The sequence below is a fragment of the Halalkalibacter wakoensis JCM 9140 genome (assembly GCF_000513095.1).
In the GTDB taxonomy this organism is placed as follows: domain Bacteria; phylum Bacillota; class Bacilli; order Bacillales; family Bacillaceae_D; genus Halalkalibacter; species Halalkalibacter wakoensis.
The window spans coordinates 89,572-102,790 of record NZ_BAUT01000002.1; the positions used below are offsets into that span (position 1 = coordinate 89,572).

Sequence of the window (13,219 nt, forward strand, 5' to 3'; positions counted from 1 at the left end):
ACGATTTTACGAGTAAGGAGCTAGTTTCGTTCATGATAACTCGACTGTCGCCTGCGGGGTCTCACACGTGGGTCACTGCTCCCGCAGGAGTCGAGTGACTTCCGCTCCGTTTCACTAGGGGAACTAACGTGTCTGCATCTCCCCTTATGAAAACAACTCCTAACACGAACAGACAAATAAGGGCGCATTGGGGACTATATAGGCAAAGCGTTTTGGATTTTTTACCAACGATATACATCTTTTAAGTGATGGAGTAAATGTAGGGTGACACATTTAAGACATAAACCTTCTTAAACTTGTACTACTTTGTTTCTTGCGGAAATAAGATGGTAGAGCAAAGGATAGGGGGGATAACTATGTCAACAGGATTACTTGTCTTTTTTATTGCATCAATGGCTCTTTTTATTTGCTATTACTTAGTAATCGTTCAGAACCGCAAACAATCACAAATGTGCTTAATGATGACAGCAATGGCTGGAGGTATGACAGCCGGAGTATTATTTGGAACGATTATGGGATTATTGCTTAGAGGTGATTTTGTTCAATCGACGATCTTAGGAATTGTCGTTGGAATGACAATTGGCGCTTTTATTGGACTGCCCCATCAATTAATCACGACGATTGAGGGAATGCTTGCTGGATTAATGGGGGGAATGATGGGTGCCATGATTGGTGAAATGTCTCCAATTGGTCAAGAAGATACACTGCTTAAGTTTTTATTTATGATCAGTTTAATTATTCTTCTGATCATCGTTCGTTTATTTCATGGTGAATCACCATCAATTGTCGTCACATTTTTAAGAAACCCATTAATTGCATTCCTTATCGTTCTTTTCGTCTTTTTAGGACTAGAAAGGATTGATACCTTTTTCCCAGAGGAACGTATTGATACAGAGAATCACCATGTATCCACATTGATTGACAACTCTTCTCTTTTGTACGATAGTAGTGATAAGAAATAGTGCTTGGAGGTGATGGCGTTGTCAAAGGAAATGGAGCTCAAACAGGTCGATCATCGTCATTCTCGTGAAAAGGAACAATTAATCAATCGCTTAAAACGAATTGAAGGCCAAGTTAGGGGCATTCAAAATATGGTTGAGAATGACCGCTACTGTGTGGATATATTAATTCAAATTTCAGCTATAAATGCAGCTATGAAAAAAGTGAGTTTGCAGTTGATGGAAAATCATACAAAGCATTGCGTAACAGACGCGATTAAAAATGGTAGTGGGGACGAATCCATTGCAGAGCTAATGGATGTAATAGAAAGGTTAACAAAAACGTAAAAGATTCTATCTTCTTGCTTCTTGTTTACCCTAGGTGGGTATGGTAAGATGCACGTAAGATCATAGAAAAGGTGGATGACAATATGGATAAAGCAACGATTCAAGTAAAGGGAATGTCTTGTAATCATTGTGTCTCAGCAGTAGAAGGAAGCGTAGGTAAGTTAAAAGGAGTACGTTCTGTTGAAGTGAATTTAGCAGAAGGCACAGTAATGGTTGATTACGAAGCTACTACTCTAACTCTTAATGAAATCAAAGAAGAAATTGAAGATCAAGGGTACGATGTAGTCTAGTTAGTTTTATGGATAACGTGTCTATTTAGGCACGTTTTATTATAGGGAAATAAATACCCTATAGGGGTATGGGGGTATTGGTTTAGAGAGGAGGAGTGAATGTTGTCAAAAGTAGAAGTGACTTTTTCCATTGGGGGAATGACTTGTGCTGCCTGTTCATCTAGAGTAGAAAAAGGGATTAAACGTATGAATGGAGTTGAAGACGTTCATGTGAATTTGACAACAGAACGAGCAAAAGTGACGTTCGATTCTTCTGAAACAAATATGGGGATTCTTAAGGAAAAAGTTGAACAGTTGGGGTATGAAATAAGGCTTCAGAAGGCTGATTTTGATGTGAGAGGGATGACATGTGCTGCATGCTCAAGTAGGATTGAAAAGAAATTAAATCGTTTACCGGGAGTTCAAAATGCGACAGTGAATTTAGCTCTTGAAACAGCTACGGTTGACTATGTAGATGGAGCGATTGATATAAGCGATATGAAAGATGCTGTTAGTAAAATTGGATTTCGGTTAGAAGAAAAGAAAGAAGCAAGTATTCAAATTGATGCAAAGCAAAAAGATATGGAGACGCAACTTGGAAAGTTTCTATTTGCAGCCATTTTAACGCTCCCTCTATTTTGGTCAATGGTTACTCATTTTGAGTTTACTTCTTTTATTTGGATGCCTGATATGTTTATGAATCCATGGGTTCAGCTAGCTCTTGCAACTCCTGTACAGTTTGTTGTCGGTGCTCAATTTTATGTTGGAGCTTATAAGGCACTTCGAAACAAAAGTGCGAATATGGATGTACTTGTTGCACTTGGGACGTCGGCTGCTTATTTTTATAGCATTTATTTAGGTTATGAAGCGATGCATCTTGGAATTGTCATGCCAGATTTGTATTTTGAAACGTCAGCTGTCATTATTACATTAATTGTCCTTGGTAAACTATTTGAAGCAAGAGCCAAAGGAAAAACAAATCAGGCTATTCAAAAGTTACTTGGCCTTCAAGTGAAAACAGCAACTGTTCTTCGAGGCAAAGAGGCTGTTACGGTTGCACTTGAAGAAGTCCAAGTCCATGATTGGTTACTCGTAAAACCAGGGGAGAAAATTCCTGTGGATGGTGAGATAATAGAAGGACAGTCTGCTATAGACGAGTCAATGATTACAGGGGAAAGCATGCCTGTTGTGAAACAAGTCGGAGATGAAGTCATTGGATCGACGATGAATAAAAATGGATCGATTACGATGAAAGCAACCAAAGTAGGCAAAGATACCGCGCTAGCACAAATCATTCACATTGTTGAAAATGCACAAGGGTCTAAAGCAAATATACAACGAATGACGGACAAAGTGTCAGGCATTTTTGTACCAGTTGTTGTCGTAATTGCCATCTTAACATTCTTTATATGGTATTTGCTTGTCACTCCGGGTGATTTAGGGGCCGCGTTAATCCCGACCATCTCTATTCTTGTTATTGCTTGTCCATGTGCACTGGGACTTGCGACACCAACATCCATTATGGCTGGTTCAGGTCGTGCTGCTGAACTAGGGTTGCTTTTTAAAGGTGGGGAACATCTTGAGAATACCCAGTCGATTCAGACCGTTGTACTTGATAAAACAGGAACAGTTACAAAAGGGGAGCCTGTTGTAACAGATTTTATTCATGATGGATCTTATGATGAAGAAACGTTATTGAAGTTAGTTGCTTCAAGCGAGAACAAATCTGAACATCCGCTTGCTCAAGCGATTGTTCAACATGCAAAAGACTCAATGGTTTCACTACTAGAAACCGAACAATTTGAAGCGATTCCTGGGCATGGAGTTCGAGCGCAAGTGGATGGCCATATCATCATCATTGGAACAAGGAAATTATTCCGAAATTCGCAAATTGATTTTTGCGATGCGAAATCTGAGATGCAGCGTCTTGAGAATGAAGGAAAGACAGCCATACTTATAGCTGTTAATAATGAGTATAAAGGCTTAATCGCTGTAGCTGATACAGTAAAAGAAACATCAAAACAAGCAGTAGAAAGGCTAACGAAACTAGGCCTTGAAGTGATGATGTTAACAGGTGATAACAAACGAACGGCTCATTCGATTGCCACACAAGTTGGAATTGAACACGTTATTGCAGAAGTTATTCCTGAAGAGAAAAGCGCCGTTATCAAAAAGCTTCAGCAGCAAGGAAAAAAGGTAGCGATGGTAGGAGATGGATTAAATGATGCTCCCGCACTTGCAGTAGCCGATATTGGGATGGCGATTGGCACAGGAACGGATGTTGCCATTGAAGCGGCAGATATAACGCTTATGCGTGGCGACTTAAATAGTGTTGCAGACGCCATAATAATGAGCAGAAAAACAATGACAAATATTAAACAAAATTTATTTTTTGCCTTTGTTTATAATACATTCGGAATTCCAATTGCAGCAATTGGGTTACTTGCTCCTTGGGTAGCAGGAGCAGCCATGGCGTTTAGTTCTGTATCGGTTGTTTTAAATGCGCTTCGGCTACAAAAAGCGAAGATTGTTCAAACAGGATTGGAGAGAGAATAATGACGAAAACAGTTCGTCTGTGGGTGCTTTCAGCAATTGCGATCTTGCTTACTGTTATTATACTATTTCAGTTTGTACATCCGAGTGAGGTACATGAGCATGAGCATACCAAGAATCACGAAATTTATAAGGAGAGTATTTTATGACTAAGTCAGGGCAAGAACGTAAGAACATCAAACCTGGGATGGAAGTGGATATCGTCCTCAAGCAAGATCAACGAACTGGGAAAACAACTAGAGGAATTGTGAAGGATCTACTGACTAAATCACCAAACCATCCTCATGGCATCAAAGTCCGACTTGCTGATGGTCAAGTTGGAAGAGTTGTAGAGATTATTGAAAAAAGCTGAGCCGTGTTGCTCAGCTTTTTTCATTTTTTTATAAAAGTATTTAGTCATTCGAAATAAAATGGTTGATTGTCATTGTAATTGGATGTATGATTTTAGGATAATAAAGTAGCATTCAGGTAAAAAGAAACAAAGTCTTTCTGTTCGTTTACTTACTAGTAGAAAGTTGGTCACTAGGAATGAAACAAAAAATGCAAAGCGAGCGACTAGGAACTGAACCGATTCCGAAATTGCTAAAAAGCCTTTCCATCCCAGCTATGATTGGGATGTTTGTTATGGCGTTATACAATGTTGTAGATACCATTTTTATTTCATATGGTGTTGGAATTGATGCGGTCGCGGGAGTCACAGTTGCGTTCCCGATTATGATGATTATGATGGCCGTTTCTGCTGCGATGGGTATCGGTGGGGCGTCTGTTATTTCAAGAAGATTAGGAGAGCGGAAAGAAGAAGAGGCCAATCATGTTTTTGGAAATATTATTTCCGTTATTTTGATTATCAGTGTGCTAGGTATTATAAGCTCCTTTACGATTTTAGAGCCTATTTTACGACTTTTTGGAGCAACACCTGAGATTCTTGGCTATGCCTTTGACTACATGTTTCCTATTTTACTAGGAACGTTTTTCTTTTCTTTTGCGTTTGCAACAAACAATATTGTTCGCTCAGAAGGAAATGCAAGATTTGCGATGATGACGATGATTATCCCAGCGGTCATCAATATCATTTTAGATCCGATTTTTATTTTTGGATTAAATATGGGAGTGCGGGGAGCGGCTATTGCAACAGTCATCTCACAAGCATCGGTTACTCTTATTATTTTGCACTATTTTTTAACTGGTAAAAGTACATTACAACTCCGTTTAGTAGATTTAAAACTAAAACTAACCATTTTGAAAGAAGTTATTGCAGTAGGGTTGCCTGCTTTTGCTCAGCAAGCGGCAGGAAGTGTGATGATGATTGCGATTAATACGATGCTCATACGTTTTGGTGGCGATATGCATGTTGGGATATTTGGAATCATTCAACGGATTATTATGTTTACGGTTATGCCAATGATGGGCGTTATGCAAGGAATGCAGCCAATTGTTGGGTACAACTATGGTGCAAGAAACTTCGAGCGATTACGCGAAACGGTTATTCTTGGCTTAAAAGTAACGGTTTTTCTATCGTTTCTTATTTTTGCCCTCGTCATGGCTGTGCCTCATTGGCTCATGATGATTTTCACATCAGATCCAGAAGTGATTCAGGCAGGATCTGAGTACTTGAGAATTATGTTCTCTGCCGTATTCTTAATTGGTGGGCAAGTGATTGGAAGTGGGTTGTACCAAGCATTAGGAAAACCAAAGCAAGCATTGATTCTTTCTTTGTCTCGTCAACTTATTTTTTTAATTCCACTTGTGTTAATTTTGCCTCATTTCATAGGGGTGTACGGTGTATTTTTAGCTTTTCCGATTTCAGACTTCTTCGCTTGTGTACTTGCATCGATCTTAATGTATCGAGATCGAGATATCTTTTTTAAAAAAGGAAAAAACACGACGGAAGAAACGATTCCTGTATCGTCAGGAACATAATTGTATAAGAGAATAATGGTTTGGAAATGATGTCGATAAACTGTATTTGTAGGGGTTGACTCTTTTGAGGAGTGAACCTCTATTTTTAATCGTATGAAAGAGAGGAAAGATCATGCACCAATTTAAGGAACTCGGAATTTCGCAACAGATGATAACCATTTTAAACGAAATGGACATAACTCACCCCACTCCCATACAAGAAAAGGCGATTCCTCTTATAGCCAATAAGCAAGATGTGATTGGACAAGCGCAAACAGGCACTGGTAAAACATTTGCGTTCCTTTTGCCGATTGTTGAGAGATTGAATCCAGAATCAGAACATATTCAAGCACTCATTGTTGCCCCAACTCGAGAATTAGCCATTCAAATTACAACAGAAGCTAAGAAGCTACTTGCTTCAATTGATGATATAAATGTTCTTGCTGTTTACGGAGGACAGGACGTTTTGCAGCAACTACATAGATTAGAGCACCAAATTCACTTGATTGTTGCGACACCGGGACGCCTGCTAGATCATGTGCGTAGGGGCACAGTTGATTTGCATCATGTTGAGATGCTCGTGTTAGATGAAGCGGATCAAATGTTGCAGTTTGGTTTTTTAGATGAAGTAAAAGAAGTTATTCACCAAACACCGTCTACTAGACAAACGTTATTGTTTTCCGCAACGATGCCTGTAGAAGTCCATCGACTTGCAGATGAATATATGATTGAACCGGTTCGAATTGAGGTCGAACGAAAAAACGAAACGGTTTCAGCGATTAGCCAATTGGTGATTAAGACAACGGATCGCGCAAAACAAGCCGATTTAAAAAAAGTTATGAAGCGTGAACAACCGTTTTTAGCGATTATTTTCTGTCGGACGAAAAGACGAGCAAGTAAATTAACTGCAGCATTGAAAGAACAGCATTATCTTGTTGATGAATTACACGGAGATTTAACGCAGGCAAAGCGAGAACAGGTGATGCAAATATTTCGAGAAGGAAAAATACAATTTTTAGTTGCTACTGATGTAGCTGCACGTGGTCTGGATGTTGAAGGAGTTACCCATGTGTTTAATTATGACATCCCCCATGATGTTGAAAGCTATATTCATCGAATCGGAAGAACAGGCCGAGCAGGGGAAGCTGGAAGAGCGATCACGTTTGTAGCGCCAAAAGATGTTCGTTACCTTGAGATGATTGAACAAGGAATTGGCCAAACGCTAAAAAGGCAAACGATCGAACGCACATCATAATGTTTGGAAGATAATCTCACTCATCACTAGCGTTTTAACGGCCTTTTTTGTATCGTATAACTAATCAACTAAATGGTTTAATTTTCGTATAACCTCGAGTAATAAGGACCGAGGGTCTCTACATGGAACCGTAAATTCCTAGCTACGAAAAATATGCGTACTTGCATATTTTTTGTAGCTTTTTTGTGTGTGACTAATTGATTCCTAGAGGTGATGAGAGTCTTGGCAAACATATTAATCAAACAAGCTGAAATTGTGACGATGAATGCAAATGAAGACATTTTTATTGGTGATATTTTGATAGAGGATGATCGAATTAAAGAAATCGGGCACAACTTATCTCCCCCTTCTGTTGATAAGATCATCGATGGTACAAACAAAACCGTGATTCCTGGATTTGTTCAAACGCATATTCATTTATGTCAAACCGTTTTTCGTGGAAGAGCAGATGATCTGGAACTGTTAGATTGGTTAAAGAAGAGAATCTGGCCTCTTGAGGCCGCTCATGATGAAGAATCTCTTTATTATTCAGCGTTACTTGGAATTGGTGAATTGATTCAAAGCGGGACAACATCCATTGTTGATATGGAGACTGTTCATTATACAAATTCAGCATTTGAGGCGATTGCTTCTAGCGGCATTCGCGCGTTGTCAGGAAAAGTAATGATGGATAAGGGGGAAGAAGTACCAAAGAAGCTACAAGAATCCACAAGCCGATCCATTCAAGAAAGTGTCGACCTGTTAGAAAAGTGGCATAATTATGATGATGGACGAATTAAGTATGCTTTCTCTCCTCGGTTTGTCGTTTCGTGTACAGAACCATTGCTTCAAGAAGTCGCACAATTGTCGGCTTCTTATGGGGTCCATGTTCATACGCATGCGTCTGAAAACCGCGGGGAAATTGAAATTGTAGAACAAGAGACGGGAATGAGAAATATTGAGTATTTGGACCATATTGGTTTAGCCAATGACCGTCTTATATTGGCACATTGTGTTTGGCTTGATGAGAATGAAAAGCTAATTATTAAAGAAAAAGGAATACACGTTAGTCATTGTCCGGGTTCGAATTTAAAGCTAGCTTCTGGAATCGCAGAAGTTCCGCGTTTGCTGGATGATCAAATTTCTGTCAGCCTTGGTGCAGATGGGGCACCATGTAACAATAATTTAGATATGTTTAATGAAATGCGTTTAGCAGCGTTAATTCAAAAGCCTATTCATGGTCCAGCAGCGATGAATGCGAAAACCGTTTTTAAAATGGCAACAATTGGTGGAGCGAAAGCGGTTGGGCTTGAGAATGAGATTGGAAGCATTGAAGTAGGGAAGAAGGCAGACTTAGTTTTATTAGATTTAAACGATTTTCATACGTATCCTTCTTTTGATGTGGATCCCATTTCTCGAATTGTTTACTCAGCAACTAGGGCGGACGTTGTGACATCCATTATTAACGGTCACATTGTGATGGAAAATCGAATGATGAAGACGATTGATAAGCATACAGTGTTAAGAGAAGCGAATTTCTCCATTAATCGAATGACCAAACGTATGGCTACCATTGTGTAAGGAGTGTTACAGTGGATGAGGAACAAAGAGACATATCTTGTATTTGTATATGGAACGTTACGTAAAGGTGGAACAAATGATCACTACTTAAAAAAAGCGAAGTTGATTTCATCTTCTGTATGGGTAAAAGGGGAATTGCATGATACCGGTTACGGATATCCAGTTTTAAAGGAACGTTCTTCAAGAAGAATTGTGGGTGAACTGTACGAAGTAACAAGTGGAGAATTAACCCAATTAGATTACCTTGAAGACTTCAAGCCTTCTCGTGCTAGAAATGAATATGAAAGAGTTATTCGAACGGTTTACATGACAGACAAAACAGTCGAGGCTTTTGTTTATGTAGAGGGTGAACGCCTCACTACTTGTGAGCAGATGATAGAGGAAAATGATTGGATGGTTTATCAAGGTGGTGAAATGTCTCGTCACAGAGAATAATGAAAAGAGCAGATGGTCACGTTCAGTGATGGATCTGCTCTTTTTCGTTACATAATTATGGATGGTACAGGGAACGTTTTACATAGGGACCAAATGATAGGGAGGGTTGTTTAATGAGTCGGAGAAAAAAGGGGTTTAAGTTTAAAAAGCTCTTTCCTCCTCAGCCACATGATGATAACACAGCAAATCCGGGCATTAAAGAACCAATTACAAAAGAAGCGATACAAACGAGTTTAGCCGATATAGATGATTTTGTGATGAAGGAAGTAGCCATTGGTGACAAAACGGTTACGATCATCTATTTAAGCAGCATCGTCGAAACGTCGATTATTGATGAACTTGTATTTAATCCTTTAAATCAATCGTCTTCAACAAAACCAGAAGAGATATTTAAAAACTATTCATCCGTTAAGAAAGATGAGTTACCAAAACTGATTCATGATATATGTAGTGGTTTTACAGTTGTCATGTTTGAGGAAGAAATTATTGAAATAGATACATTCAGTGCACCAGATCGCTCTATAACGATCCCTGAAAATGAAACGACGGTTATGGGACCTCAAGATGCCTTTGTTGAGAGTGTGTCAACAAATGTAGCTCTTATAAAAAAAAGAATTCGATCCCCTCAATTAAAGTCAAAATCATTTTTACTAGGAACAGAGACGAAAAATGATGTTGTCATGCTGTATATGGATAATATTGCGAATGACGAGAATGTAAGCCGAGTAGAAAGGAGATTGGAGAATGTTGAATTTCATGGTTTTATTGGCTTGCCTGTTTTAAAACAGATGCTTGAAGATAAACCATTCTCTCCTTTTCCTCAGTTTGGGATTACGGTCAGAAGCGACAATACGGTGGATGCATTATTAAATGGAAAAATTATTGTCTTAATGAATGGAAGTCCAGAGGCGGCTATACTCCCTGCATCTTTTTGGGAAATGTTTCTATCACCTGAGGATTATTATACACGTTGGACAACGGCAAGTCTTTTGAGGATGCTACGTCTTGCTGGATTTTTTATTTCCATTTTTTTAACGTCAACTTATGTGTCAGTGTTAACGTTTCACCCAGAAATGCTTCCACCACAATTATTGAGGCTTCTAGCAGAATCAAGAGCTCAAGTTCCATTTCCACCAGTGTTGGAAGCGCTGATCATAGAACTTGTTATTGAAGTGCTTAGGGAAGCGGGGGCGCGAATGCCGACCAAGATTGGTCAAACAATCGGTATTGTTGGCGGGATCGTAATAGGAACCGCAGCCGTAGAGGCAGGACTAGCCAGTAATATTCTTATCGTACTTGTAGCTGTTACGGCTTTATTGTCGTTTATTTCGCCAAATTATTTAATGAGTAATGCGATTCGGTTTATCCGCTACATTTATATTATTGTTGCAGGGATACTAGGAATGTTTGGTCAAATGATTGTGCTTGCGTGGATGATGAATCATTTGTCAAATATGACCTCATTGGGAACTCCTTATATTACTCCAGTCATTCCGAGAAAATGGGGCGATTTATTAAACTCCGTTATACGAGCACCTGTTAACTTCATGGTACAGCGAGCAGGCATAGCTCGAGCGAAAAAAGATTTAATCCGACCGTTAGACGAGGAGTAGGTGGGTTATGGATAACGGCAATATAGTCAAATTAAATAAATATCATGTTATTTTTTTAATTCAAAATACAATGATCGGCATCGGTCTCTTTTCATTGCCTAACGATATTTCAGCTGTTGGCTATAACCAATGGCTTATTCCAATCTTGTTAGGGGTTTTAGCGAACATAACGCTCATCCCAATTGTCATGCTCTGTCTCAAGTATCCACGTGATTCATTATTTAAAATCACAGAAAAACTGTTAGGAAAAGTGGTTGGAAAAATCGTTAATGCAACTCTACTTCTTTACGGGATAGCTTCCGCTTCAAGTGTGGTCAGTGACTTTTCCCGGCTTGTGCAGGGGATTGTTTTACCGACTTTTACGATCAATCCTTTTGTTATTTCCACTTTTATTGTCGTTATTGCCATCGTGTTAGGGGGAATCAAATCAGTTGCTCGTTTTTGTATGTTTTCTTTCTTTATGACAGGATGGATGATTGCCTTTTTACAATGGCCACTTCAAGCTGGGAACTGGATTCATTTATATCCCACATTTGAAGTAGGCTGGAATGACTGGCTTACTGGGATGTATGAAGGTTCAATTGCGATGTTTGGTTATGGGTTAATCTTGTTTTACTTCCCTTATATCCAAGAGCAGAAAAAAGCCTTTTTACATGCCTCTATTGGGATTTGGATCGCAGTTATTTACTATTTCTTAGTTTCGGTTGCGGCGGTTATTTATTTTTCTCCGTGGCAAATTGATAATTTGTTATACCCAGTATTGAATTTATTTCAAGCGATTCAATTGCCTTTTGTAGAAAGAATTGAAAATTTCGGAACAACATTATGGGTATTTCTTGTACTTTCAACAGCAGCTACATACTTGTGGATTGCTAAAAAAGGGATGGATGCCCTATTTAACAAACATAAAAACCGTACATGGCATGTGTATGTTGCAGCAATACTGGCTGTTTTAATTATACTTGGTCCAATACCGATTGATCTTCAAAGGCAGTTGTATGACGAATGGGTTGTTTATTATGGATATGGGGTCATTGCATTGCCTAGTTTTCTTCTTCTCATTCATGCCGTAAAAACAAAGTTAGGGAATCAGCAACAAAAGAAGGAGGTAGTGACATGAATAGAAAAAAAATTATGTTGCTTATCGTTTTTCTTTTTTCTGCTTGTGGTTGTGCTGATCCAAACTTAGAACAACCGGTTATCGAAGATTTAGGAATGATTGGAGTCATGGGGTTTGACTATGTGGACGAGGAAAAAGTGAAAATTTCTGTGTCGTTACCACAGCCATCCAAAGATGCAGAAGAACAAGTTCAGCATTTCACCTCAACTGTAAAACTGCCACATGAAGCCTTAATGGACATCTCGACGTTAACGGAGAAAACGTTAACGCCAGCTCAATTACGTGTGTTGTTGTTTAGTGAAGAGTTTGCAAGAAAAAGAGGCTTAATGAAAATCATCGAAAATCTTTATCGAGACCCATTAGTAGGGTCGAATATCTTTGTAGCGGTTGCCAAAGGGAATGCCGAAGAAATTTTAACAGGTACGTATAAGGATAAACCAGAAATCAATATTTATTTAACGGAATTGTTGACTCCAAGGACGATGACAGCTTTTAGTCCTTTTACAACGATTCATGATTTTATTCATGAAAATACAGATGAAGTCGCCGACCCTTCGGCACCGTACTTGGAGGGAATGGATGGATCCGTAAAAATTACGAAGGTTGCGCTTTTTGAAGACGATAAAATGATTGATACGATAGAGCCTGAGGAAGCGAAGCTAGTAGAAGCGATGAAAGGGACAAAAGATTTGCCGCCAGTTTCCTTTCTGATTCCATCTGCAGATGGAAACGGAGATGAAACATTTGTGATGAAGTTTACGACAACTAGAGTCGATTTTGATGTAAACGGAGATTTAAATAACCCAGAAATCTTTGTTTATTTGTATGCACGAGGAAAAGTAGTTGATTATGACGGAACCCGGTATATATCTCAACCAGAAAATAGGAAAGAAGTAGAAGAAGAGGCTAGTACATTTTTAGAAAACAAGATCATGGCGGCATTAACTCAATTTCAAGAACAGGGCATCGATCCGATTGCAATAGGGGAGCATTTTCGCATAAAAAATGCAAGAGGATGGTCAAAAGACCGTTGGATTGAAGCGTTTAAAAATGCTGATGTCACAACACATGTTGAAATTCGAATTGTGTCAACTGGAACAATTAAATAACTTATTTAAGAGCTGCTAAAAGTCGAATTTTAGCAGCTTCTTTTCTTTAATATGTTGGATAATGGAAAGATTACATAAATAAGCTTTTTCAGGCAAACCTAACAATACAAAAGAACGGAC

General features: G+C 38.9%; 12 protein-coding genes, 1 pseudogene and 1 riboswitch. All 13 genes and pseudogenes read left to right on the forward strand.

Annotation, left to right across the window (positions count from 1 at the left end; all coding sequences use genetic code 11):
* The first annotated feature begins 356 nt into the window (after positions 1-356).
* The 13 genes and pseudogenes from JCM9140_RS22235 (at position 357) to JCM9140_RS01930 (ending at position 13,099) form a co-directional block, all read left to right on the forward strand.
* Entirely contained in the window at positions 357-962 is a 606-nt protein-coding gene (locus JCM9140_RS22235) for a hypothetical protein (RefSeq protein ID WP_052001996.1), read from the forward strand.
* A 30-nt stretch (positions 963-992) separates the two neighbouring features.
* Positions 993-1,286 (forward strand): metal-sensing transcriptional repressor, encoded by a 294-nt coding sequence (locus JCM9140_RS01880; protein WP_034741743.1) that lies wholly within the window; start codon positions 993-995, stop codon positions 1,284-1,286.
* Between the two features lie 83 nt (positions 1,287-1,369).
* Positions 1,370-1,576 (forward strand): copper chaperone CopZ, encoded by a 207-nt coding sequence (gene copZ / locus JCM9140_RS01885; protein ID WP_034741559.1) that lies wholly within the window; start codon positions 1,370-1,372, stop codon positions 1,574-1,576.
* A gap of 99 nt (positions 1,577-1,675) precedes the next feature.
* Positions 1,676-4,111, forward strand: a complete 2,436-nt coding sequence (locus JCM9140_RS01890) for a heavy metal translocating P-type ATPase (protein WP_034741561.1) — start codon at positions 1,676-1,678, stop codon at positions 4,109-4,111.
* Complete coding sequence (locus tag JCM9140_RS23485; RefSeq protein ID WP_156314719.1) at positions 4,111-4,257, forward strand: hypothetical protein; 147 nt, start codon at positions 4,111-4,113, stop codon at positions 4,255-4,257. The genes JCM9140_RS01890 and JCM9140_RS23485 overlap by 1 nt, the downstream gene beginning before the upstream one ends.
* Positions 4,254-4,460, forward strand: coding sequence for a YwbE family protein (locus JCM9140_RS01895; protein ID WP_034741565.1), 207 nt, complete (start codon positions 4,254-4,256; stop codon positions 4,458-4,460). The genes JCM9140_RS23485 and JCM9140_RS01895 overlap by 4 nt, the downstream gene beginning before the upstream one ends.
* Positions 4,461-4,636: 176 nt before the next feature.
* Positions 4,637-6,028: an MATE family efflux transporter gene (locus JCM9140_RS01900; protein WP_034741567.1), complete on the forward strand. Its 1,392-nt coding sequence runs from the start codon at positions 4,637-4,639 to the stop codon at positions 6,026-6,028.
* A gap of 112 nt (positions 6,029-6,140) precedes the next feature.
* Positions 6,141-7,253: pseudogene (locus JCM9140_RS01905) on the forward strand (DEAD/DEAH box helicase); the annotation flags it as partial.
* A gap of 73 nt (positions 7,254-7,326) precedes the next feature.
* A riboswitch (purine riboswitch) is annotated at positions 7,327-7,427 on the forward strand.
* Positions 7,428-7,484: 57 nt separating this feature from the next.
* A complete protein-coding gene (locus JCM9140_RS01910; protein WP_034741570.1) occupies positions 7,485-8,822 on the forward strand; it encodes a 5'-deoxyadenosine deaminase in 1,338 nt (445 codons plus the stop codon).
* A gap of 15 nt (positions 8,823-8,837) precedes the next feature.
* Positions 8,838-9,257, forward strand: coding sequence for a gamma-glutamylcyclotransferase family protein (locus JCM9140_RS01915; protein ID WP_034741573.1), 420 nt, complete (start codon positions 8,838-8,840; stop codon positions 9,255-9,257).
* 113 nt (positions 9,258-9,370) lie between these two features.
* Entirely contained in the window at positions 9,371-10,870 is a 1,500-nt protein-coding gene (locus JCM9140_RS01920) for a spore germination protein (protein WP_081727529.1), read from the forward strand.
* Positions 10,871-10,877: 7 nt separating this feature from the next.
* Entirely contained in the window at positions 10,878-11,990 is a 1,113-nt protein-coding gene (locus JCM9140_RS01925) for a GerAB/ArcD/ProY family transporter (RefSeq protein WP_034741576.1), read from the forward strand.
* Complete coding sequence (locus JCM9140_RS01930; RefSeq protein ID WP_034741579.1) at positions 11,987-13,099, forward strand: Ger(x)C family spore germination protein; 1,113 nt, start codon at positions 11,987-11,989, stop codon at positions 13,097-13,099. The genes JCM9140_RS01925 and JCM9140_RS01930 overlap by 4 nt, the downstream gene beginning before the upstream one ends.
* Positions 13,100-13,219 lie beyond the last annotated feature (120 nt).